The organism is Amycolatopsis alba DSM 44262, assembly GCF_000384215.1.
Taxonomy (GTDB): domain Bacteria; phylum Actinomycetota; class Actinomycetes; order Mycobacteriales; family Pseudonocardiaceae; genus Amycolatopsis; species Amycolatopsis alba.
Map to the genome: position 1 here is coordinate 6014228 of NZ_KB913032.1, position 23242 is coordinate 6037469.

The 23242-nt window shown below is 70.6% G+C and carries 16 protein-coding genes; 9 read left to right on the plus strand and 7 right to left on the minus strand.

Annotation, left to right across the window (positions count from 1 at the left end):
* Window positions 1-121: 121 nt before the first annotated feature.
* Complete coding sequence (locus tag AMYAL_RS0128290) at window positions 122-1321, minus strand: oxygenase MpaB family protein (protein ID WP_020634644.1); 1200 nt, start codon at window positions 1319-1321, stop codon at window positions 122-124.
* Window positions 1322-1490: 169 nt separating this feature from the next.
* Here AMYAL_RS0128290 and AMYAL_RS0128295 point away from each other — a divergent pair, with 169 nt between their 5' ends.
* Window positions 1491-2066 (plus strand): TetR/AcrR family transcriptional regulator, encoded by a 576-nt coding sequence (locus AMYAL_RS0128295; RefSeq protein WP_280632828.1) that lies wholly within the window; start codon window positions 1491-1493, stop codon window positions 2064-2066.
* Here the strand turns inward: AMYAL_RS0128295 and AMYAL_RS0128300 are convergent.
* Complete coding sequence (locus AMYAL_RS0128300) at window positions 2020-2685, minus strand: TetR family transcriptional regulator (protein WP_020634646.1); 666 nt, start codon at window positions 2683-2685, stop codon at window positions 2020-2022. The genes AMYAL_RS0128295 and AMYAL_RS0128300 overlap by 47 nt on opposite strands.
* An 84-nt stretch (window positions 2686-2769) precedes the next feature.
* On the opposite strand from AMYAL_RS0128300, the gene AMYAL_RS46260 reads away from it, so the two are divergent.
* The 3 genes from AMYAL_RS46260 to AMYAL_RS0128315 are packed head-to-tail and all read left to right on the plus strand — an operon-like array spanning window position 2770 to window position 5996.
* Window positions 2770-4200 carry an FAD-dependent monooxygenase gene (locus AMYAL_RS46260; protein WP_020634647.1) on the plus strand — a complete coding sequence of 477 codons (1431 nt, stop codon included), beginning with the start codon at window positions 2770-2772 and terminating at the stop codon, window positions 4198-4200.
* 51 nt (window positions 4201-4251) lie between these two features.
* Window positions 4252-5457: an MFS transporter gene (locus tag AMYAL_RS0128310; RefSeq protein ID WP_020634648.1), complete on the plus strand. Its 1206-nt coding sequence runs from the start codon at window positions 4252-4254 to the stop codon at window positions 5455-5457.
* Window positions 5454-5996, plus strand: coding sequence for a TetR/AcrR family transcriptional regulator (locus AMYAL_RS0128315; protein ID WP_020634649.1), 543 nt, complete (start codon window positions 5454-5456; stop codon window positions 5994-5996). Before AMYAL_RS0128310 ends, AMYAL_RS0128315 begins: the two co-directional genes overlap by 4 nt.
* Window positions 5997-6196: 200 nt before the next feature.
* Here AMYAL_RS0128315 and AMYAL_RS0128325 read toward each other — a convergent pair whose 3' ends face one another.
* Both AMYAL_RS0128325 and AMYAL_RS0128330 read right to left on the minus strand, forming a co-directional pair.
* The gene (locus tag AMYAL_RS0128325; RefSeq protein WP_020634651.1) at window positions 6197-7162 is read right to left on the minus strand and encodes an aldo/keto reductase; all 966 of its coding nucleotides are present in this window, start codon (window positions 7160-7162) and stop codon (window positions 6197-6199) included.
* 2 nt (window positions 7163-7164) lie between these two features.
* A complete protein-coding gene (locus AMYAL_RS0128330; protein WP_026467526.1) occupies window positions 7165-7965 on the minus strand; it encodes an SDR family oxidoreductase in 801 nt (266 codons plus the stop codon).
* A gap of 301 nt (window positions 7966-8266) precedes the next feature.
* Here AMYAL_RS0128330 and AMYAL_RS0128335 point away from each other — a divergent pair, with 301 nt between their 5' ends.
* From AMYAL_RS0128335 to AMYAL_RS0128355, 5 genes are read left to right on the plus strand one after another with little or no spacing between them, the layout of a single operon-like run.
* On the plus strand, window positions 8267-14566 hold the full coding sequence (locus AMYAL_RS0128335; protein WP_026467527.1) for a type I polyketide synthase: 6300 nt from the start codon (window positions 8267-8269) through the stop codon (window positions 14564-14566).
* On the plus strand, window positions 14560-18588 hold the full coding sequence (locus AMYAL_RS0128340) for a type I polyketide synthase (protein WP_020634654.1): 4029 nt from the start codon (window positions 14560-14562) through the stop codon (window positions 18586-18588). Before AMYAL_RS0128335 ends, AMYAL_RS0128340 begins: the two co-directional genes overlap by 7 nt.
* Window positions 18589-18603: 15 nt before the next feature.
* Window positions 18604-18924 carry an acyl carrier protein gene (locus AMYAL_RS0128345; protein ID WP_020634655.1) on the plus strand — a complete coding sequence of 107 codons (321 nt, stop codon included), beginning with the start codon at window positions 18604-18606 and terminating at the stop codon, window positions 18922-18924.
* 4 nt (window positions 18925-18928) lie between these two features.
* Window positions 18929-19714, plus strand: coding sequence for an alpha/beta fold hydrolase (locus tag AMYAL_RS0128350; protein WP_020634656.1), 786 nt, complete (start codon window positions 18929-18931; stop codon window positions 19712-19714).
* The gene (locus tag AMYAL_RS0128355; protein WP_020634657.1) at window positions 19711-20844 is read left to right on the plus strand and encodes a glycosyltransferase; all 1134 of its coding nucleotides are present in this window, start codon (window positions 19711-19713) and stop codon (window positions 20842-20844) included. Before AMYAL_RS0128350 ends, AMYAL_RS0128355 begins: the two co-directional genes overlap by 4 nt.
* A gap of 11 nt (window positions 20845-20855) precedes the next feature.
* On the opposite strand, the gene AMYAL_RS0128360 is transcribed toward AMYAL_RS0128355, so the two are convergent.
* From AMYAL_RS0128360 to AMYAL_RS0128370, 3 genes are read right to left on the minus strand one after another with little or no spacing between them, the layout of a single operon-like run.
* Complete coding sequence (locus AMYAL_RS0128360; RefSeq protein WP_020634658.1) at window positions 20856-21257, minus strand: nuclear transport factor 2 family protein; 402 nt, start codon at window positions 21255-21257, stop codon at window positions 20856-20858.
* Between the two features lie 58 nt (window positions 21258-21315).
* Window positions 21316-22167, minus strand: a complete 852-nt coding sequence (locus tag AMYAL_RS0128365; protein WP_020634659.1) for an ABC transporter permease — start codon at window positions 22165-22167, stop codon at window positions 21316-21318.
* Window positions 22164-23108, minus strand: coding sequence for an ATP-binding cassette domain-containing protein (locus AMYAL_RS0128370; RefSeq protein WP_020634660.1), 945 nt, complete (start codon window positions 23106-23108; stop codon window positions 22164-22166). The genes AMYAL_RS0128365 and AMYAL_RS0128370 overlap by 4 nt, the downstream gene beginning before the upstream one ends.
* Window positions 23109-23242 lie beyond the last annotated feature (134 nt).

Genomic DNA, 23242 nt, shown 5'->3' on the forward strand with positions numbered 1-23242 from the left:
TTGAAGGTTGCGAAAGTGGCTTTCGCAACACGCCCTCCCCGCCAGACCGCACTGGACCCCAGGGGATCGCGGGTCCCGTGAGTGGTAAGGACGGTCAGAACCGTCCTTACCACTCACGAGGTCAGGAGGGGCGGTTCATGTCCGGGATCTCGATGTTCACCGGCCTGCCCTCCGAGAGCCACAACCGGATGTACCGCCGGATCGCCTCGTCCAGCACCCAGGCGGCCTGCGGCACCAGCGGCAGCGGGATGAGCTTCTCGTGGAACGCCACCAGCGCCGGGAAAGCGGTGCCGATCAGCGGGTCCCAGACCGGCTCGCGCGGGATCCCGTTCCACGCGGAGAACCGGTCGCCGATGATGTGGCGGGCCAGCGCGTTGACCATCGGCCGGTCGGCGCGGCCGGGGCTGGTCTGCTCGGCGAGCATGTCGAGGAGGATGTCGGTGAGTTCGACGCCCTCGCGGGTCGGCCCCATCGCCGGATCCAGCACCTGCTCGGACTGCGCGTAAGCCGCGTCCCAAGTGGACGGCAAGTACTCGTCGCGGATCCCGAGCATGTGCCCGGTCACCTGCCAGCTGTGCAGATACGCGGCGGAATGCGCGGGGGAGACCCGGACGCGCCAGTCGGTCAGCTTGCGCATCGTGTACGTCGGCAAGGTGTGCCAGGTGACCAGCATGTCGTTCTGGCTGATCGGGATTCCCTGCTGCCAGTGCGGTGATCGCGGCAGCAGATGCCGGACGGCGGCGTGCACCAGGCGGGTCTTCACCGCCGAGACGATCATCTGGCCGTCGGGCCGGTACGCGTTGAGTGAACCGACGTCGTAGCCGAGTTTGGCCGTCTTCGCGACGCGGTCCTTCATGTCCGCGCCGCCCTTGGAGTAGTAGACGGCCCTGGCCTCGTTCGGGATGGCGGTGCTCAGCATTCCGCCGCCGAGTCCGTTCAGCAGGTTGACGAACCGTCCGCTGACCTTCATGAAATCCGCCGCCGAGTCCAATGTGGACTGATCGGCCCATGCGGGGAGCCGTCGCGCGTGATCGACGAACTCCCGCAGGTCCGGCGGGAGCCCGGACGGCGTCGGCTGGTCGTTCCTGGTCCAGGTCCGCAGCGCCTGGTTGACCGCCGCGACCTCGCCCCGGTCGAGCATCGCGGCGACCACCGGATCGGCTTCGGCGTCCCACACCCATTTCGGATCGGTGCCCGCCCCCGCCCCGGCCACCGAACCGCTCGGACTCCACGCCCAGGCGGGCTGGGCCATCCCCATGGCCCCCAAAAGGGTCGCTCCGCCACTGACGATCAGCATCTTGCGTCGATTGAGTTCGGTCATGCGCCAGTACTCCTCCTTGAGTCCCGGACCTGCGGATTGATACTGTGATACAAGTAGTGCAACCGCGTATCTCAAGGAGAGCACAATCATCGCGAAGACGCCAGACCCGGATTCTCTGCTGGAACGCGCGCTCGCCGACGCGCTCGAACGCGCCGACGAAACCGACGAGATCGCGCTTCGGCTGCTCGACGCCGCCTACGAGCAGTTCTGCCGGATGGGGATCCGGCGGTCCACGATGGAGGACGTCGCGCGCCGGGCCGGCGTCTCCCGGATCACCGCCTATCGCCGGTTCGCGACCAAGGACGCGCTGGTCGAACAGGTGGTGCGCCGCGAGTTCCGCCGCTACTTCGACCGGTTCCTGCTCGACATCCAGCAGGCCGAAACCGCGGCGGACCGGGTCGTGCTGGGGTTCGCCAGCGCACTGGGCGCGATCCGGCGCAACCCGCTGATCGGCGGGCTGATGGCTGTCGAGCCCGACGTGCTCGTCCCGTCGATGGTCAGCGACGGCGGTGGCACTCTGGCGACGGTCCAGCGGTTCGTCGCGGGTCAGCTCCGCCGCGAGCAGCAGGCGGGCAACGTCTCGGAGGACGTCGACGTCGAACTCGTCGCCGAGCTGATGACCCGTGTCTCCGCCTCGTTCCTGGTCACGCCCAGCCAGGTCGTCGATCTGGACGACGACGAGCAGGTCCGCGAGGTGGCTAGGCGGTTCCTGGTCCCGATGTTGAGGCCGCGACAAGACCGCTGATCAGCAGGTCCAGTGCCCGGATGAAGTCAGGCTCGGGGTCGTGCGCCTTCAGCGCGGGGATCGCGCGGCTGAAGTTCGGCAGGACCGACGGGTCGATTCGCCGGAGAAGCTGTTGCTCTTGCTCCCGTTCGGCTTCGCCCTTGCGTGCCTTGGTGAAGCCGGTGGTCGTCAGCAGCAGTGAGCCGAAGACGAGGCTGTTCAAGGCGCCCAGTGCCTGACGGAGTCCGTCGTCGTCGAAACCGGCGTCGTAGAGCGCGCCGATGAGATCGTCGAACGGCAGCAGGGCTTGCAGCGAGTTCGGATTGGCCGCGTCGGTGGCCAACGCCATCGGTACGGCCGGATGCTCGGCGAGCGCGCGGTAGATGTTGAGCACGGTGACCCGCACCCGTTCCGGCCACGGTGAGCCGGGGTCGGCCCGTTCGACCCCGCGGTAGACGCGTTCCACGATGCCGTCGAGGATGTCGTTCTTGTTCTGGACGTGGTTGTACAGCGCCATCGCTTCGACACCGAGTGTCTTGGCGAGCTTGCGCATCGACAGCCCCTTGAGGCCCTCTTCGGCGGCCAAGGCGAGCGCCGCGTCCAGGACCTTCTCCCGGTTCAGCGGTTCTCTCCGCGTCATCCTCACATCCTTCGCTTGACAGGTTTACGGTGTATCTATCATATTTACGGTGTAAATATACGCTGTAAATACCTTGGGGGTGTCGTGAACGACGTGATCATCGTGGGTGGGGGACCGGTCGGCCTGCTGCTGGCAGGCGAGCTGCTGCTGGCCGGCGCGGATCCGCTCGTCCTGGAGGTGGCGGACGGGGCGCTGCGCCGGAACAGGAGTTACGGGTTGCGCGGGATCAACGGCCGCACCTCGCAATCGCTGCGGATGCGCGGCCTGACCGACGCGTTCTCGGAGGCGCAGGATGAGCTGTTCGCCGTCGCCGGAGGACTTCCTCCGCTGATGAAAGGGAATCGGGCCCGAGGGCATTTCGCCGGTTTGCCGCTCGTCGAGGCCGAGGTACAGCCTGGCGCGGCCGGTGGGTTCATTCTCAAACAGCATGTACTGGAAAGGATTCTCGCCGACTGGGCGACCGGGCTCGGCGTCCGGATCCGGACGGGCCGCGAGGTCATCGACATCGTCCAGGACGATTCGGGGGTTCGCGCCGTGCTCGCCGACGGCGGGTCCGAGCGGGCCGCCTACCTGGTGGGCTGCGACGGCGGCCGCAGTGTCGTGCGGAAGCGGGCCGGGATCGCGTTCCCCGGCACGGACGCGACGATGACCGGACGGGTCGCCGTGGCGGAACTCGCCGATCCCGGCGCGGTGGAGTCGTCCATGCACGGCCCCGGCGGGATGGTGCACGTTTCGCTGGTGCCGGGTGAGATCGCCACCATGGAGTTCGACGGCGGGCCGGGGGATCGGGACGCGCCGATGACGGCGGAGGAGATGCGGGCGAGCATCAGCCGGGTCAGCGGGGTCGACGTGACGGTCACCAGGCTGGACGGCGGAATCCGCTTCAGTGACAACACGCGCCAGGCGGCCACCTATCGGCGTGGGCGCGTGCTCCTGGCGGGCGATGCCGCTCACGTGCATTCGCCGATCGGCGGTCAGGGGTTGAACCTGGGCCTCCAGGACGCGATGAACCTCGGCTGGAAACTGGGCCTGGTGGTGAGTGGCCGGGCGCCGGAGTCCTTATTGGACACTTACACCGCGGAGCGGCATCCGGTGGGAGAGCGAGTTTTGCGCAACACCAGGGCCCAGGTCGCGCTGATGCGGCCCGGTCCGCAGGTCGCCGCGCTGCGGGAGGTGCTGGGGGAGACCCTGGGGATCCCCGAGGCCATGCGGCACTTCATCGAGATGGGGAACGGGACCGACATCGACTACGCGCCGGACTCCGCGCATCCGCTGGTCGGCCGCTTCGCTCCGGTGCCGTTGGTGTCCGAGGACGGCCGCGCGCTTCTGGCGTCCGGAACCGAAGAGGTCCGGGAGATGGTGAACGGCCGGGTCCGGATCGTCGAGGCGGACTCCGGTCCGGCCTTCCTGGCGCGGCCGGACGGGTACGTCGCGTGGGCCGCGCCGGACGGCGAGACGGCCGGGCTGGCCGAGGCGCTGACGCTCGTTGCGGGTCCAGAGGGGGCGCGTGTATAAAGTGAAACGACTGTTCAAAATGTAACGACTGTTCAAGTTGTGGAGTGTGCCGTGGCAGGCCAGTACCGAGAGCTGTTCTCCGCGAAGGGCTCGTTCGCCTTCTCTGCCGCAGGGCTGGTCGCCAGGATCCCGGTCCCCATGGTGGGGATCGGGATCATCACCATGCTGGCGCGGACGCGCGGCGACTACGGCCTCGCCGGACTGGTCTCGGCGGCGTTCACGTTGTCCATGGCGTTGCTCGGACCGCAGGTCTCGCGACTGGTGGATCGCCGGGGGCAGGGCCGGATCCTGCTGCCGGTGACGGGGATCAGCGTGCTGGCGCTCGGCGCGCTCCTGCTCTGCGCCCGGTTCGAGGCGCCGGTTTGGACGCTGTTCGTATGCGCGATCCTCGCCGGGTTCATGCCCAGCATGGCGGCGATGGTCCGGGCCCGCTGGTCGGGGCTCTATCGCGACTCGCCGCGGCTGCATACGGCGTTCGCGCTGGAATCGGTGGTCGACGAACTGACGTTCGTCATCGGGCCCGCGCTTTCGGTGGCGTTGTGCACCACCGTTTTCCCCGAAGCGGGACCGCTGGTCGCGCTGTTGCTCCTCGCCGCCGGGGTGCTGTTGTTCGTTTCGCAGCGCGCGACGGAGCCGCCTGTCCTGCCGTCGAGCGGATCGTCGGGGAGTTCGGCGATCCGGCTGGGCGCGGTGCGGGTCCTGGTGCTGACGCTGGTGGCGGGCGGCGTCATCGTCGGCACGGTCGACGTCGTCAGCGTGGCGTTCGCGGGGCAGGCCGGGGCGCCGTCGGCGGCGGGCGTCGTCGTTTCGGTCTACGCCGTGGGCTCCGCGATCTCGGGACTGGTTTTCGGGACGCTCAAGCTGAAGACGGCGCCACCGCGGCTGCTCCTGATCGGTACCGCGGGCACGGCCGCGAGCGCGGTGCCGTTGCTGGTCGTGGACGACGTCATCGGCCTGTGCGCGGTGGTCTTCGTCGCCGGATTGTTCTTCTCGCCCACGATGATCGTCGTCATGGGGATGATCGAGAAGATCGTCCCGGCGGAGAAGCTGACCGAGGGGATGACGTGGGCGATCACCGGCCTCAGCATCGGCGTCGCCCTCGGTGCCGCGGTGTCGGGAGAAGCCGTCGACCGCTTCGGGCCGGATGGCGGCTTCACCGTCGCGGTCGTCGCCGGTGGCTTGATCATCCTGATCGCCCTGCTCTCGTATCCTCTGCTGAGCCGGAAGACCACGATCCGCGAGGAGGTGACCTGGTGACCGACGGCCGCCTCGCCAAAGGTGAGCAACGCAAACGGGAACTGATCGAGGCGACTCTGCGCATCGTCGCGAGGGACGGCGCGTCGGGGGTCAGTCACCGCACGGTCGCCCGTGAGGCGGGTTTGCCCGCGACGGCGGCCGCGTACCACTTCCGGGGGATCGAAGACCTGCTGACCGCCGCGCTCACCCGCTGCATGGACGAAGACGCCGAGCGGATGCGCGTCCTCGCCGAGGAAACCGGCGGAGACGCCTTGCCGAAATTCGCCGCTCTGCTGGCCAGGGTGGCCGCGGAACCAGGGCATCTGCTGGCGGAGTACGAGCTGTACCTCCTCGCCGCGCGGGAGCCGAGACTCCGTGAGTCGACTGATCGCTGGATGGCGGCCCTGGCCGACTTCGCGCGACGACACACCGATGATCCGGTGCGGGTCGAGATGCTGGTCGGGCTGGTGGACGGGCTGCTGCTGCAGGGATTGCTGCGGGACGAACCACCGATGGCGGAACGGTTCGAGGCCATCCTGCGGACCGCCCTGGGCTCGTGAGTGGTAAGCGGGGCAAGGGTTCGTGGTGCGCGGGTGGCGGTGTCGTGTGTCCAGCGGGACGACTCGCGTGACGGGATGGACGACACATGTGACCTGATGGACGACACGCGTGTCTGGTGGGACGACTCGCGTGTCCCCGTCACACCTTCCGTCCAGCACGAAGACACCGACGCGAGAGCATATTCCTGCGGGTAGGCGAATTAGGCGACGGCGGGTGGCGACCAGGTCAGCCGTGGGTCCGTCTGGACGAAGCTGCCCAGCAGGTGATCGATCCGTGTCAGCGCGTCGAGGTCCAAGACCACCCCGGCCGCCTTCGCGTTCTCGGTCATCTGGGCGGCGGTGCTCGCCCCGGTCACCACCGACGCGACGGTGTTGTGCTGCAACGTCCACGCGAGCGCCAGCTGCGCCATGGTCAGCCCGGCTTCATCGGCGACGCCGCGCAGCATGCTGACGCGTTCGAGGAGGTCCGGCAGAAGCAGTGGCCGCGCCTCGGCCGATTTCGCGCCCCGCGAGTCCGGCGGGATCTCGCCCGGCCGGTACTTGCCGGTCAGCACGCCCTGCGCGAGCGGGACCGAGGCGAACTGGCCGATCCCGGCGCGTTCGCATACCGGCATCACCTGGGCTTCGGCGACCCGCCAGAGCATCGAATAGTGCGGCTGGTTCGCGATGAGCGGGACACCGTGGCGGTCGGCGATCGACCGGCCCTCCAGTAACTGTTCGGCCGTCCATTCCGCCGTGCCCACGTAGAGGATCTTCCCCTGCCGCACCAGATCCGACAGAGCGAGGAAAGTCTCCTCCAGCGGCGTGCGGTAGTCGAAGCGCAGCAACTGGTAGACGTCGACGTAGTCGGTGCGCAGGCGCCGCAGCGATCCGTGCAGCGACGTGACCAGGTGCTTGCGGCTGAGCCCGGCGTCGTTGACACCAGGGCCTTCGGGCCAGAAGACGCCGGTGCACAGGACGAGATCGTCGCGACGCGCGTTGGTCAGCGCCGCGGCGAGGTTCTCTTCGGCGGCGCCACCGTCCCAGGCCGCGGCGGTGTGGAAGGTCGTGACGCCCGCGTCGAGCGCGGCCTGGACGCATTCCGCGCCGTCGCGGTGCGTGAGCCAGTTGCCGTAGGAGATCTCGCTGACGGACAGTCCGCTCGCGCCGAGCCTGCGGTATTCCATGGTCACCTCTTCCGCGCGCCGGTTTCGAGGATGGTGCGGTCGATCCATGCGTCGAGACCGGCCGCCTTGCGGGCATAGGTCTCCCGCACCGATTCGTGCGGCAGGATCAGGAACTCCTCCGACGCCAGGCCGTGCACGACGGATTCCGCGACGTCCTCCGGTTCCAGCAGTGGCGCCGCGGCGGCGATCGCGAGCGCGGCGGGGTGCCCGGCGGCGATCCCCGGTTCCAGCAACGCGGTCCGCACACCGAGCGGGCACAGCGCGCTGACCCGCACTCCGCGCGGCCGGTAGGTGATGGCCAGCCATTCGGCGAGCCCGACGGCCGCGTGCTTGGTCACCGAGTACGGCGCGTCGCCGGGGGTGCCCAGCAGGCCCGCGCCCGAGGCCGTGATCAGCAGATAGCCGTGACCGCGGCTCAACATCGCGGGTAGCGCCACCTGCGCGGCGTGCACATGCTGCATGACATTGATCGACCACGATCGCGCCCATTGTTCGTCGGCCGCGTGCACGCCCGTCCCGAACGCGGCGCCGGCGTTGGAACAGAACAGGTCCACCGGGCCGAACTCCGCGCGGGCTTCGGTCACCAGCATCTTCAAGTCCTCTTTGGACGACGCGTCGGCGTGGCGCGCGATCGCGGCACCGCCCGCGGCCGTGATCCCGGCGACGACCTTCTCCGCGGCCTCGAGGTCGAGGTCGGAGACCACCACTCCGGCGGCGCCCTCGGCGGCGAAACGCCGGGCCATGGCGGCGCCGATACCGTGTGCCGCGCCGGTCAGCACGACGACTCGTCCTGTCACTTCCACATGCGCTCCATGCTTATCGATTCTGCGTTCTATGACAATTCTTCTGTTTTGTTATGCCGGTGAGCGACGCGCTGCCGAAACCTGGAATGCGGATGATAAAAGTGCAGGTCAGAGGCTTGTTCTGATCGTGTCGACATATTTGTTTCCGGCGCCGGACTTTAGCATGCGTTCCCTTGTTTTCCGAGTTTTCACACGAGAGTATTGCGCTCTCTGCGGCAAGTAGGTTATTTCTTGGGAATCCCGCTGAAGATCGCCGAACCCGGCGAGGTCCGACCAGCCAAGCCGAACAGGAGGTCCGCCGGTGAGTCAGGTGACGGCGCGCATGCGGGTACTCGGCGTCAATCCGCTCGGACGCCCGGATCCGGGGCTGGCGGCCGCCGTCGCCAGGGGTGGCGGTCTCGGGATCGTGGAGATCGGGTCCACAATGGACGGCAAGGTCCCGTTCGGGGTCCGGATCCCGGCGGGCCGTCACGTGCGGGACGAAGAGGTGCGGGAAAGCGGCGCGGGGCTCGTCCTGCTGGCCGAAGGGGCAGTTCGGCGGGGCAGGGACGACCTTCCCGTGCTGGCCGAGGTGACCGGCGTCGAGCAGGCCGTCCGGATGCTCGACGCCGGCGCCTCCGGTCTCGTGGCGAAGGGCGCCGAGGCGGGCGGCTCCGACCTCACCACGTTCGTCCTGCTGCAGCGATTGCTGGAGCGGTTCGGCGACGTCCCGGTGTGGGCGTACGGGGGCATCGGGCCGAGGACCGCGGTGGCCGCGATCGCCGGAGGCGCGGCGGGCGTGGTCCTCGACGGGCTCGGCCTGTTCCCGGAGGCTGACGTGCCCGTCGAGGCACGGAACGGACTGGCCAGGGCCGACGACGGGCTGTCGGCGCTGCTAGCGAAGCGTTTCGAGGACGCGGAAAGCGCTGTCCGATCCGTTGTGCGTTCCCTCGCCACACGGCCGCCGGTGAGCCCCTCTGGCCAAGGCGTACGGCTGTGCCGCACGCTGGGGACCCGGCTGCCGGTCGTGCAGGGACCGATGACGCGGGTGAGCGACCAGCCCGGTTTCGCCGCCGCCGTCGCCGCGCACGACGGGTTCCCGTTCGTCGCCGTGGCCACCGCGAACGGCGCCAAGACGGCCGAGTTGCTCGGCCGCACCGCCGAAGCGCTCGGCGAACGGCCATGGGGCGCGGGCATCCTCGGGTTCGTCCCGGAAGCCTTGCGGGCCGAACAGCTCGCCGCCGTCCGCACCGCCCGCCCGCGCTGTGTCCTGATCGCGGGCGGGAAACCCGCGCAGGCCAAGGCACTGGAGGCCGAAGGGATCGCGACCTTCCTCCACGTGCCGTCGCCGATCCTGCTGCGGCAGTTCCTCGACGCGGGCGTCCGCCGGTTCGTCTTCGAGGGCGCCGAATGCGGCGGGCACATCGGCCCCAGGTCGAGTTTCGTGCTGTGGGAGCAGCAACTGGACGTCCTGCGTGAACACGGCGCCGAGGACGTCGAGGTGCTGTTCGCGGGCGGTATCCACGACGCCCGGTCCGCCGCGATGGTCGCGGCGATGGCGGGGCCGCTCACGGGAATCGGTGTCCTGATGGGCACCGCGTACCTGTTCACCGAGGAGGCCGTGACCCACGGCGCCATCACCGAGGTCTTCCAGGACCGCGTGCTCGGCGCCGGATCCACGGTCACCCTGGAGACCGCGCCCGGACACCTCACCCGCTGCCTGCCCAGCCCGTACACCGACGAGTTCGCCGCGCTGAAGGCCGGGCTCCACGCGGACGGCGTCCCGCCTCAGGAGAGCTGGCAACGGCTGGAGGAGCTGAACACCGGACGGCTGCGGATCGCGAGCAAGGGCCTCCGGCGGGAAGGCGACGCCCTCGTCGAGGTCGACACCCTCGGCCAGCTCGCCGAGGGGATGTACATGGCGGGCCAGGTGACGGTCCTGCGCGAGCGGCGGACCGACATCGCCGCCCTGCACCGGGAAGTCACCGAAGGCGCGGCGGAACTGCTCACCGCCCGCGCCACTTCCGAAGAGTCCGTTGTGGACGGTGACGTCGCCATCGTCGGCATGGCCTGCGTGTTCCCCGGCGCACCGGATCTCCCGGCCTTCTGGTCCAACGTCCTCGGCGGTACGGACGCCGTCACCGAGGTCCCGGATCAGCGCTGGGACAAGCAGGTCTACGCGGACCAGTCGACGTCGAAATGGGGCGGGTTCCTACCACCCGTCGATTTCGACCCGCTCGCCTACGGCATCCCGCCGAAGTCGATGGGCAGCATCGACCCGGCCCAGCTCGTGTCGCTGCAGACGGCGCGGCGTGCCCTGGAAGACGCGGGCTACGGCGACGGCGGCTTCGACCGCGAGCGCACCAGCGTCATCTTCGGCGCCGAAGCCGGGGGAGACCTGGCCAACGCGGGTGTCGTGCGCGCCCTGCTGCCCAGCTACCTCGAAGACGTCCCGGAAGAGCTGCTCGCGCAGTTGCCGGAACTGACCGAAGACTCGTTCCCCGGCACGCTCGCCAACGTCATCTCCGGCCGGATCGCCAACCGGCTCGACCTCGGCGGCACCAACTACACGGTGGACGCCGCGTGCGGATCCTCACTGGCGGCGCTGGATCTCGCGGTGAAGGAACTGCGGGCGGGCACGAGCTCGATGGTCCTGTGCGGCGCGGTCGACCTCCACAACGGCGTCAACGACTACCTCATGTTCACCTCCGCGGGCGCGCTGTCGCCGACCGGCCGGTGCCGTCCGTTCGACTCGGCGGCGGACGGGATCGCGCTCGGCGAGGGCGTCGCGTGTCTCGTGCTCAAGCGGCGCGCCGACGCCGAACGCGACGGTGACCGGGTGTACGCCGTGGTCAAGGGGGTCGGCGCCGCCAGCGACGGCAAGGCGCTCGGCCTCACCGCGCCGCGTCCCGAGGGGCAACGGCGAGCCCTCGCACGGGCGTACCGCGACGCCGGGGTGTCCCCGGCGGACGTCTCGCTGGTGGAGGCGCACGGCACCGGCACGGTCGTCGGCGACGCCACCGAACTGACCACGCTCACCGAGTTCTTCCTGGACGCGGGCGCCGGACCGGGCAGCTGCGCGCTGGGTTCGGTGAAAAGCCAGATCGGGCACACGAAATGCGCCGCGGGGCTGGCGGGCCTGATGAAGGCGGCGCTGGCGCTGTGGCACGAGGTCGTGCCGCCCACGCTGCACCTGAGCAAGCCGAACCCCGCCTGGGACGCCGAGAGCAGTCCCTTCACCTTCTCCACCGGCGCCCGGCCGACGCCGGTTCCGCGCGGACGCGAGTTCGCCGGAGTGAGCGCGTTCGGGTTCGGTGGGACCAACTTCCACGCCGTCCTGGCCGCACCGGGAGTGCCACCGGGACGACGGCACGGGCCGCGCGACCGGGACGCCGAGCTGGTCCTGCTCCGAGGTCCCGACGTGGACGGCGCCCGTGCCGCGCTGCGGAACCTGCTGTCGGCGAACGAAGGACGCCCGCTGCGGGAACTCGCCGCCCTCGCCGCTGATCAGGGCGGCTCCGAGCCGGTCCGGCTCGCCGTCGTCGCGAGTGACGTCGCGGAGCTGCGCGAGGCCGCTGAAACTGGCGGCGGGCTCACCGCGGGCGACACTGAAGCGGGCAAGGTCGCGTTCCTGTTCCCCGGTCAGGGCAGCCAGCGGACGGGGATGCTGGCGGAGCTGTTCGTGCACTTCCCGGAGCTGGCCGACGTCCTGCGGCTCGCCCCCGACGTCGCCGCGACCACGTTCCCGCCGCGCGCCTTCACCGAGGAAGCGCGCGTGGCGCAGGACGAGGCGCTGAAGGACACGCGCGTCGCGCAGCCCGCGCTCGGGCTCGTCGAAGCGGCCTTGTGCGGTTTGCTCGCCGACCTCGGTGTCCGGCCGGATCTGCTGGCGGGGCACAGTTACGGCGAGCTGGCCGCGCTGTCGGTCGCGGGCGCGTTCGACACCGCGACCCTGGTGGCACTGAGCCGCGCCAGGGCCCGCTCGATCGCCGAAGTCGCGGGCGCTGACCCTGGCGCGATGGCCGCGGTGAAGGCGTCCCGCGAGGAACTGGCGGCCGCCCTCGACCGGCCGGACGTCGTCCTGGCCAACCACAACGCGCCGGGGCAGACCGTCCTTTCCGGACCAACGGCCGCCGTGGAGGAAGCCGTCCGCGAGCTGCGGGACCAGGGGATCGGGGCCAAGCGGATCCCCGTCGCCTGCGCCTTCCACAGCCCGCTGGTGGCCGGGGCGAGCGACGTGTTCGCCGTCGATCTCGACAACGCCGAGATCGGCGAGCCGGGGCCGCCGGTGTGGTCCAACCGCACCGTCCGGCCGTACGAGCCGGGGAACGTGCGCGCCGAACTCGCCGCGCAGATCGGTTCGCCGGTGCGCTTCGTCGAACTGATCGAGGACATGTACGCGGCGGGCGCGCGCACGTTCGTCGAGGTCGGCCCCGGTCAGGTCCTTTCCCGGCTGGTCAAGGACATCCTCGGTGAGCGGCCGTACACCGCGGTCGCGTGCGACCCCGGCGGGCCGGGGCTGCGAGGGTTCCTCACGGCGCTCGCGCGTCTCGCGCTCACGGGTGTCGACGTGCGGACAGAACGGCTTTTCCGGGGCCGTGTCCGTGTCGGCCCGCTTCCCGGACCCGCTTGGACCGTGGACGGCCAGACCGTCCGCGCGCCCGGCGGCGAGGTCCCCGCCCATGGGCTCGTGCCCGCCCGACGAATCCCGAGGACGACCATGAACCAGCCCGCGCCCGGTCGTGACCAGGCCGTCGTCGAATTCCTCCGCACCAGCCGGGAAATGCTGGCTGCGCAACGGGACGTGATGCTGGGCTACCTCGGCACCGTCCCGCTCACTCCGGTCTCGGTGCAGGCCCCGGTCGTGCCGGCGCTGCTGCCGCCGGTCGAGGCGCCGGTCGTGCCGGTGGCCGTCGTCGAGCCGGAACCGGTCGTGGAGACCGCCGTGACGGACGTCCTGGCCACCGTGATCGGCGCGATCAGCGAGCGCACCGGCTACCCCGCCGAAATGATCGACGCCGATCTCGACCTCGAAGCGGATCTTTCCATCGACTCGATCAAACGCACCGAGATCGCGGGGTCGTTGCTGGCGAAGCTCGGGCTTTCGGGGCGCGTGCACGACGACGCCCAGGATCAGCTCAGTCGCGACCGGACGGCGAGCGCGCTGACCGCCCGGCTGCGGAAATGGCTCGAACCGGCCGCCGTGACACCGGCTCCCGTCGAGGCCACGGCCGGCCGCGCGCCAGGCCGGTACCTGATCGGCAGGGTGGCCGCGCCGCTCGGCTCGCCCGACCTCGCCAGGGTGGGCGGCAAAACGGTCGCGGTGAGCTTCGAACCCGGCCAGGAGGACCTGGCCGAGTCCGTTCGCGCGGTCTTCGCCGACGCGGGCGCCGTACCGGGGGAGCGGCGTGACGCCGAAATCGTCCTCGTGCTGAATCCGCTGGCGGACGCCGAGGAACCGGTCGCGGCGCAGGTCTTCGGACTGATCAAAGAGGCCAAGGGAGCGGTGGTCGTGGTGGCGCGGCCAGGATCCGCGCACACCGCCGGATTGCGCGGCCTCGTCCGTGCCGCGGCGCGGGAACGGAACGAGCCGGTCCGGCTGGTCGAGCTGGAGTCCACAGTGGACCTCGCGCGGATAGTGCTGGAGGAGGTGATCGCCGACGGGCCTGCCGCCGTTCGGTACGACACCGCCGGACGCGCGGCTTTCGAGCCGTCCGCCGTCACTCTCGGATCGGTCGCCTACGCGGGCGCCGGGCCCGGCGGCGGGGAGGTCAAGGCGCTCGGTCTCACCCCGGATTCGGTGCTGCTGCTGATCGGCGGTGCCCGCGGGATCACCGCGCGGGCGGCGGTCGCGCTCGCGTCGAGCGGATGCCGGATCGAGCTGGCCGGGCGCACGCCGTGGCCGGCCGAACCCGGCGACGAGGACTTGCCGGACGACGCACCGGGGATGCGTTCGGTTCTGGCCGCGCGTGGCGGTTCGCTGGTGGACATCGAACGCCGGGTGCGCACTGTGCTGGCCCAGCGCGAGATCGCCAGGACCCTCGACCAGATCGGCGCGGCCGGTGGTACCGCGGCCTACCGGTCGCTCGACGTCCGCGACGCCGCCGCCGTCCGGCAGGTGGTCAAGGACCTGCACACCCGGCACGGCCGGATCGACGGCGTCGTCCACGCGGCCGGGGTGATCGACGACAAGCTGATGGCGGACAAGGACGAGCAGTCGTTCCGCACGGTGTACGGGACCAAAGTGGACGGTGCGCGGGCGTTGCTCGACGCGTTGGAACACTTCGGTGTCCGCCCCGGATTCGTGACCTTCTTCGGCAGTATCGCCGCCGTGCTGGGCAATCGTGGCCAGACCGACTACGCGGCGGCGAACGACGCGCTGGAAACCCTCGGCGAGCAGTGGGCCGACCGCACCGGCTGCCGGGCACTGACCGTCCATTGGGGACCGTGGGCGCCCTCGGACGACCACGGCGGCATGGTGTCACCGGAGCTCGCGCGTGAGTACGAACGACGCGAAGTCGAGTTGATCGACCCGGAGGAAGGCACCGCCGCGCTCCTGCTCGAGCTGGCCTACGGCCCGGCCGACGTCCGCTCGGTGCTGTACACGGCCTCGCTATGGTGAACCAAGAGGCCGTCGCGATCGTCGGGATGGGTGTGTTCCTTCCCGGTGCGTCCACTGTGGACGAATATTGGCAGAACATCGTTTCGGGTACGGACGCGATCACCGAGATCCCGCCGCACCGCTGGGATCCGAGTTTCCACGACGGTGACGGCCGCACCCCCGACCGCACCTACGGGCGGCGAGGCGGCTTCGTCTCCGACAGCCTGGACTTCGACGCGACGGCGCTCGGCATCGCCCCCAGCTCCGTCGACGGGATGGAGCCCGATCAGCTCGTCGCGCTGGCCGTGGCCGCTTCCGCGGTCGACGACGCCGGTGGCCTGCGACGGCTGGGCGACCTCGAACGCGTCGGCGTGATCCTCGGCCGGGGCGGCTATCTCTCGCCGGGGCTCCAGCGGTTCGACCAGCGGGTCCGGTCGGTCCGCCAGATCACCGGCGCCGTACGGGAACTCCTGCCGTCGGCGCGGCCGGAGATGCTCGACAGGCTCCGGGACGCGTTGCTGAAACCGCTCGGCGAGTTCCGGCCCGACACCGCGATCGGGCTGGTGCCGAACCTCGCCGCGTCACGGGTGGCCAACCGCCTGGATCTCGGCGGTCCCGCGTACACGGTGGACGCCGCCTGCGCGTCCTCGCTGCTGGCCGTGGACCAGGCGATCGGCGAACTCGCCCGCCGCCGCTGCGACGTCGTGCTGGCGGGCGGGGTGCACCACTGCCACGACGACACGCTCTGGTCGATGTTCACCCAGCTCGGCGCCTTGTCACCGAGCCAGCGGATCAGCCCGTTCTCGCGGGACGCGGACGGCCTGCTGATCGGTGAGGGCACCGCGATCGTCGTGCTGAAACGGTTCTACGACGCGCGCCGCGACGGCGACCGGGTCTACGCGGTGCTGCGCGGTTCGGGGACGTCGAGTGACGGGAAGGGCGCGAGCCTGCTCAGCCCGGCCGTGACGGGCCAGACCCTGGCGCTGCGCCGCGCGTGGGCGTCGGCGGGCCTCGATCCCACCGAGCCCGGCGCGCTCGGCCTGCTGGAGGCGCACGGGACGGCGACGCCGACCGGCGACGCGGCCGAACTGGCCACCCTCGCCGAGGTGTTCGGCCCGCCGGACGGGCCCCGCGCCGCGATCGGCGCGGTGAAGGCGATGATCGGGCACACGATGCCGACCGCCGGGGCCGCCGGACTGGTCAAGGCGGCGCTCGCGCTGCACCACGCCGTCCTGCCGCCGACCCTGAACTGCGCCGATCCGAGTCCGCTGCTGGACAAGACCCGGTTCCGGACCTTGTCTGTCGCCGAGCCCTGGGCGGCCGGTGACGTCCCGCGCCGGGCGGCGGTCAACGCCTTCGGTTTCGGTGGCGTCAACGCGCATGTGGTGCTGGAGGAGGCCGACCCGGCGCCCGCCCGGCCCCGCCGGGCCAAGGTGACCGGGGAACCCGAGCGGATCCTGCGGCTCGCGGCGTCCACCCCGGACGAACTGCGCGCACTGCTCGATCGTCCGGACCCCGAAACCGCCGGGCACGGCCCGTGCCGGATCGGGATCGTCGGGCCGACCGGGAAACGGCTGGAAGTCGCGCGCAGGGTGCTCGCGAAGGTCGCGGCCGAGGGCCAGTCCTGGCACGGGCCCAACGACATCTGGTGCAGTACCGCGCCCCTGCTGGAGCAGGCCGGGGCGAAGACCGCTTTCATCTACCCAGGGCTGGAGGCGGACGCGGAGCCGCGCTGCGCCGACGTCGCCCGGCATTTCGGCCTGGACCGGCCCGAGTGGTCGACGACGAGCGTGCTTTCGCGCGCGTCGAGCGTGTCCCAGGTCGGGTTGCTGCTCGACAGCGCGCTGCGACGGCTGGCCATCACGCCGGATCTCCTCGCCGGGCACAGTGTCGGCGAGTGGACCGCGATGCAGGCGGCCGGGATGTACCCCGGACAGTCCACAGAGGACATGCTGAACCGGTACTGGCCGCAGGGATTCACCCTGCCGGACGCCGAATTCCTGGTACTCGGCTGTTCCGCGGAGCGGGCGGAGGCGTTGCTCGCCGCCGAACCGGAACTGATGGTCTCCCACGAGAACGCGCCACGGCAGACGATCGTCTGCGGTGACCCGGCGGCCGCGGCGCGGCTCGCCAAGCTGTGCACGCAGCACGGCGTCGTCGCCAGGACCCTGCCGTTCCGGTCCGGGTTCCACACCCCGCTGATGCGCTCGCGGCTCGGCCCGTTCACCCGGCTCGCGGCGGAACTGGACCTGAAGCCGCCGCGGATCCCGGTCTGGTCGGCGACCACGGCACGGCCGTACCCCGCGGATCCGGTGGAGGTCCGCGAGCTGTACCTGGCGCATCTGGTGCGCAAGGTCCGGTTCCGGGAACTCGTCGACGCGCTCCACGCCGACGGTGCCCGCGTCTTCGTGCAGGCAGGCGCCGGTCAGGTCGGCTCGTTCGTGGCGGACACGCTGGGGACGCGGCCGCATCTGGTCATTCCGGCGTCCTCCGGCACCAGGCCCGGTCTCGCCCAGCTGCGCCGGGTGGCCACCGCGGTCTGGGTGGAGGGGGGACGGCCCGCGTTCGACGCGCTGGAGCCACGCCGGACCCGGATCGACACGGCGGGCACGCTGCTCTCGGTCGACGGCGACGCCAAGGGCATGTTCGCGAACGCCGACGAGGTCTCCGAGCTGGCCGACGGGATCCCGGACGCGATCGTCGCCGAGTTCACCGCGCTGCTCGCCGAGACCAGGCAGGCCGCGGCCAGCGTGGTGAACGCGGCGGCGCGGCGCACTTTCGAATCCACTGTGGACGTCTCGCTCGCCGCGATGCCGTACCTGGTGGATCACCGGTTCTTCCGCCAGCGCGAGGACTGGCCGGACGAGGTGGACTTCCGCCCCACCGTCCCCGCGACGACCCTGGTCGACCTGGCCTGCCGGGCGGCGGAACAGGCCTGGCCGGGAACGGTCGCGACCGGCGTGAGCAACGCGGCGTTCTCCCGGTGGCTGATCGCCGCCCCGGCGGCGCGCGTGCCGGTTTCGATGACCCGCGAGGGCGGCCGGATCAGCGTCCAAATAGGACCGCACGCCAGTATGGACGTCCACCTGGCGCGGCGTTATCCGACGTCGCCCCGGCCTTCCCCGCCGCCGGGACCGGAAACCGCGCCGCCGCTGAGCGCCGCCGAGATCTACTCGCGCCGCGAGATGTTCCACGGTCCCGCGTACCAAGGGCTCGCCAGGCTCATCGGGCTCGGCGAGCGGCACATCCGCGGCGAACTCATCGTCCCGTCGGCGCCCGGTGCGCTGCTGGACAACGTCGGCCAGCTGCTGGGCTGCTGGCTGATGGCCACCAAGGCGGACGCGCTGCTGGCGTTCCCGACATCGATGGGCCGGATCAGCTGGTACGGCCCGGAACCGGCGCCGGGCACCACGGTCGGCTGCGTGGTCCGGGTCCGGCTGCCGCGGCCGGACGTGCTGGAGATGGACGCCGAACTGGTGCGGGACGGGGTGGTGCTGGCCCGGATCGAGCAGTGGCGAGACATCCGGTTCCCGTGCGACCGGCCCGCCCACCGCGTCTACGCCTTCCCAGACCGGCACCGGCTTTCCGAGGACCACCCCGGCGGCTGGACGGTGGTCACCGACCGGTGGCCGAGCCCGGCCGCGCGCGACATCTACGCCGGCGTCTACCTCGGAGCCGGGGAACGCGCGGAATTCGCCGCGTGCGCGCCCCGGAGGCAGCGCGGCTGGCTGCTGGAACGGATCGCGATCAAGGACGCTGTCCGCGCGAAACTCGGCTTGGACGGCGTGTACCCGGCGGAGCTGCGGGTGAGCGCCGACGGGACCAGGGTGACCGGGCTCCACGGGCTGGTGGTGCCGCCGCTGGCGGTGGCCGTCGCGACCGCCGGAGAGGTCGCGGTCGCCCTCGTCCGGGAAGAGAGCACGACGCCGCCCCGGATCGCGGTCCGGGCCGAAGGAGAGCCGGCCGGACTGGCCGAGGAGATCGGTGTCGGAGCGGAGTTCGCCGGAATCCCCGGTTACGTGGTGGCCTGGAATCGCGGGTAGGAACAGGAGCAGAACATGACGATCGAACAGCACAGTCCGGCGTCCGAACAGCACAGCCCGGCGTCGGTTTTCGGCACCGTGGCGGAGTTGCTGAGGGAACTGGTCGGGGATGTCGACGTCCTCGGCATCGAGATCACCCCGCGGACCACCTTCCACGAGGATCTCCAGCTGGAAAGCATCGACCTGGTGACCTTCGCGAGCATCCTCGCCGAGTTCTTCGGCGCGGACGTCAACCTCGCGGAGTTCCTGGCGGAGAAGGATCTCGACGACGTGATCGAACTCCGGGTCGGCGACATCGCGGACTACGTGGCCGCCCGCCTCTGCGAACGGGGCTGAAGCGGTGCCGACGATGACCGTCAACGGGCTGCGCACGAACGTGCAGCTCGTGCCCGGCGGGGGCACGGAGACCGTGGTGTTCCTGCACGGCATGGGCACCGACAGCCTGGCGAGTTTCTACCTCACGCTGGCCCCGCCGGTCGCCGCCGCCGGGGTGGACGTGATCAGCTACGACCTGCGCGGGCACGGCAAGACCGAACGTCCCGAACGTGGTTACACGATCGCGGATTTCGTCGCCGACCTCGACGACCTGCTGGCCCAGCTCGACCTCGACCGGCCGGTCCACCTGGTGGGCAACAGTTTCGGCGGCACCCTCGCCTACAGCTACGCCGTGGCGAAACCGGAACGGGTGCGTAGCATCGTGTGCATCGAGTCGGAGCCCGCGACGGAACTGTGGGCGGACAAGATGGCGCAGATCCTCGAGCACACCGTGCGGTTCTTGAAGGTCGAGGAAAGCTTCGAGTGGATCGAGGCCAATTACAGCGCCCACCACCGGCGGCTCGCGCGAATGGCGGCCGAACGGATCATGGCCACGTCGATGGCCGAGGAGGTCCCGCTCGGGCCGTTGCTGACCCTGGACCAGGTGGCGGGGATCGACTGCCCCGTACTGTCCATTTTGGGCAGTCACGGCTATCAGGCCGACGACCTCGACGCGCTGACGTCCTTGTTGCCCCGAGGCGAGTTGCACGTGTTCGAAGGCCAGGGGCATTCGGTGCTCGTCGAGCAGCACCGCGAGGTACGGGAGCTGCTGCTGAGCTGGATCTCCCGGCACGGGAGGCCGCGCGGATGAGCCGCTTCCTGCTGGTCGTCCCACCGCTCACCGGACATGTGGCACCGTTGCGCGCGGTCGCCGCCGAACTGGTGGGGCGAGGTCACGACGTCGCGTGGTGCGGCCCGGAACCCACGACGTCCGAGCTGACGCGGGCGGGCCGGGTGTACCCGGCCGGGGACGCGCTGGAGTTCGCCGTCGAGCGGCGTCCCGAGGGGCTGCGCGGGTTCGCGGCGCTGAAGTTCCTGTGGGAGCAGTACCTGGTCCCGCTCGCGGACGGGATGGTCCACGGGGTCGAGAAGGCGGTGGCCGCGTTCCGTCCCGACGTCGTCATCGCCGATCAGCAGGCCTTCGCGGGAGCCCTGGTGGCGAGCCGCCGCGCCCTGCCCTGGGTGACGTCCGCGTCGACGTCCACCGAACTCGGCGATCCGCTGGCGGCCATGCCGAAGATCGCCGCCTGGGTGGACAAGCTGCAGGGAGATCTCCGTACACGGCACAAGGTGTCCTGCGGCGACCTGCGGTTCTCCCCGGACCTCGTCCTGGCCTTCACCACCGTGTCCCTGACCGGTCCGATCGCCGACGACGGCGCTGTCCGGTTCGTCGGCCCGGCGCTGGCTCCCGCGCCCCCGGTGGGTTTCTCGTGGGACCGGCTCGACGGCCGCCCGCTCGTCCTCGCCACCCTCGGCACCGCCAACGCCGCCCTCGGCCGCCGCTTCCTGTCCGAATGCGTCGACGCGCTCGCCGGGATGCCCGAGGTCCAGGGGCTGGTCGTCGACCCCACCGGCGAACTGCTCAGCGAAACAGTGCTGACGGCCAGACGGATCCCGCAGGCGGACGTGGTGCGCAAGGCGGCGGCGGTGATCTGTCACGGCGGGCACAACACCGTCAGCGAGACCCTCGCGTCCGGGCTGCCGCTGGTGATCGCGCCGATCCGGGACGATCAGTCGATGCTGGCCCAGCAGGTCGAGGCGGCAGGCGCGGGACTGCGGCTGCGCTTCGACCGGGTGAAGGCGCCGGACATCCGGGCCACGGTCACCGAGGTGCTGACCGAGCCCGCCTACGTCGCGGCTGCCGCGCGGGTGCGGGCTTCGTTCGCGGCGGCCGGGGGAGTGGTGGCCGCGGTGGACCACCTGGAGTCCTTGCCGCGCTAGGTCCTGCCAGGTCAGGGCGCGGCAGGCGGAAGGTCCATGATGCCGGTGGCTTGCGACCAGGCACAACGCCACGTGCCGCCGGTATCGGTGTAGACGTCGGTGTGCCAGGCCTCGTGCTTCGGGATGTCCGCGCCGTCGACGGTGAGTTCGATGACGCACCGGTAGCGGAGGACGACGACGTCGGTGCCGACGATGGTGTCCACGTCGCCGATCAGCCCCAGCTCCCGGTAGGCGACCCGCCCGGTGGTGAGGAGATCCAGGTATTCGTCCTTCGTCCACACGGTGCCGGTCGGGTTGCACAACCGGTACTCCGGGGCGTGCAAGCGGTCGTAGGTGTCGCGATCCACGTCGAGGAGACAGCGGATCCGGTCCCGCTCGGCCTTGATCACCTGGCAGGCCACATCGTCGGTCATCCCCGCTCCTGTCCTCGTTCGGTTCTGGTCGGTGACCACGATATCGAGGGACCAGGAGTCAGCGCGGAGCCGATTCCCGTGGTGACCGGAAGGTCCGGGCAGCGATCCACCCGCCCGCCAAGGCGGCCACGGCCGCGATCGCGAGCGACACCGGGATCGACCACCCCGACGGCCGCCCCAGCGCGAGTGCCCTCGTCGCGTCGATCGCGTAGGTCAGCGGGTTGAGCGCGGAAACCACCCGCAGCCAGGCAGGCATCGTCTCGAGCGGCATGTACGCGCTGGAGGAGAACATCAGCGGGAACATGACCACGAAGGATGCCATCTGCAGGGTTTCGGCCTTCCGCAGCCAAGTCGTGATGGCGACGAAGATCCAGCTCAGGCACCACCCGACGACGAGTGTGAGCAGAAGTGCCGCGGTGACACCGAAAACGCCGCCGGTCGGCCGGAAACCGAGCAGGACCACGCTGGCGAGCGCCGTCACCAGCAGTTGCACGCCGAGCCGGGCGGAGTCGGAGATGGTGCGGGCCACCAGGACGGCCGAAAGGCTGATGGGCATGCACCGCAGCCGTCCGGTGAATCCACTGTAGATCTCCGCGAGCAGGCCGGCACCCGAACTCATCGCGGTGGTCATCGCGATGTTCACCAGTGTCGCCGGGACGAGGAAGTTCACGTACCCCTGGTAGGCCGCGACACCGGGCAGCGTGCTGACCCCGTTGAAGACCTGGCTGAACAGCAGGAGCAGCACGATCGGTTGCAGCAGCCCGAAAAAGACCAGCCGCCGGTCGCCGAACGCGGTCTTCAGCGACCGGGCGGCGAGCACCCGGACCTGGGTGGTGAAGGTGCTCGGCGGCCAGGGCGCCTGCTCGGACGGCATCGGGGTGACCGGAGCGCGGTGCCGTGCCTCGGTCATGACCGGACCGCCGGATTCCGGTGCAGGGAAAGGTAGACGTCGTCGAGCGTCGGCTCGGCGACGGTCAGGTCCTTCATCGGCGCGCCCGCCGCGTCGAGGGCGCGGACCAGCACGGTGATGTCGGCTGGCCCGGACAGCGCGACGCCGATCACCAGGCCGGAGGCCGACGGCGTGCAGCTCATGCCGAGTCTGTGCAGCGCCGCCAGCGCCCGGCGGGCGGCGAGGCCGGTGCCGAAGGTCAGGGTCGCGGTGCGTTCCCCGAGCCGGGCCTTCAGTTCCGACGGCCGCCCGGAAACCGTGACGTGCCCCAGTCCCAGCACGATGACGTGATCCGCCAGTCTGTCCGCCTCCTCGAGGTACTGCGTGGTGAGCACGACGGTGGTGCCGCGTGCGGCGAGCCGTTCGACGCCGTCCCAGAGGCCGGCGCGGCTGACCGGGTCGAGGCCGGTGGTCGGTTCGTCGAGGAAGAGGACGGCGGGCGAGCCGACGAGCCCGGCGGCGAGATCGAGCCGCCGCCGCATCCCGCCGGAGTACGTGCTCGCGGGCCTGTCCGAGGCGTCGTCGAGGCCGAACATGGCGAGCAGTTCGGCCGCGCGTGTCCGTGCTTGGTGCCGGTTCGCGCCCAGCAGCCGGGCGACGAGTTCGAGGTTGCCTCGGCCGGAGAGCGCGTCGTCGACCGCCGCGAACTGGCCGGTGACCCCGATCCTCCGCCGGACGTGCTGCCCGGCGCGGACGACGTCGAAACCGCAGACCTTGGCGCTGCCGCCGCTCGGTTTGACGCGGGTGCTGAGGATGTCGATCAGTGTCGTCTTTCCCGCGCCGTTGTGGCCGAGCACCGCGAGCACGGTGCCGCGGCCGACACGAAGGCTGACGTCGGCGAGAGCCGTCACTTCACCGTAGTGCTTGGCGAGGCCGGTCACCTCGATGGCAGCCTGCTCCATTCGCCGAACGTAGCGGGACTTTCGGTACGGCCGCAATGAACGTGAACGGACTCCGGACACGCGTGACAATTGCGCGCCCGTCGCCGCTGACGTGAGTGACAAAAGCGATTTCACGCGGGGTGCCGATGCCAGTT

Coding starts and splice junctions, on each gene's coding strand:
- AMYAL_RS0128290 (WP_020634644.1), bottom strand. CDS start 1,321: ATGACCGAACTCAATCGACGCAAGATGCTGATCGTCAGTGGCGGAGCG.
- AMYAL_RS0128300 (WP_020634646.1), bottom strand. CDS start 2,685: ATGACGCGGAGAGAACCGCTGAACCGGGAGAAGGTCCTGGACGCGGCG.
- AMYAL_RS0128355 (WP_020634657.1), top strand. CDS start 19,711: ATGAGCCGCTTCCTGCTGGTCGTCCCACCGCTCACCGGACATGTGGCA.
- AMYAL_RS0128340 (WP_020634654.1), top strand. CDS start 14,560: ATGGTGAACCAAGAGGCCGTCGCGATCGTCGGGATGGGTGTGTTCCTT.
- AMYAL_RS0128325 (WP_020634651.1), bottom strand. CDS start 7,162: ATGGAATACCGCAGGCTCGGCGCGAGCGGACTGTCCGTCAGCGAGATC.
- AMYAL_RS0128360 (WP_020634658.1), bottom strand. CDS start 21,257: ATGACCGACGATGTGGCCTGCCAGGTGATCAAGGCCGAGCGGGACCGG.
- AMYAL_RS0128370 (WP_020634660.1), bottom strand. CDS start 23,108: ATGGAGCAGGCTGCCATCGAGGTGACCGGCCTCGCCAAGCACTACGGT.
- AMYAL_RS0128345 (WP_020634655.1), top strand. CDS start 18,604: ATGACGATCGAACAGCACAGTCCGGCGTCCGAACAGCACAGCCCGGCG.
- AMYAL_RS0128365 (WP_020634659.1), bottom strand. CDS start 22,167: ATGACCGAGGCACGGCACCGCGCTCCGGTCACCCCGATGCCGTCCGAG.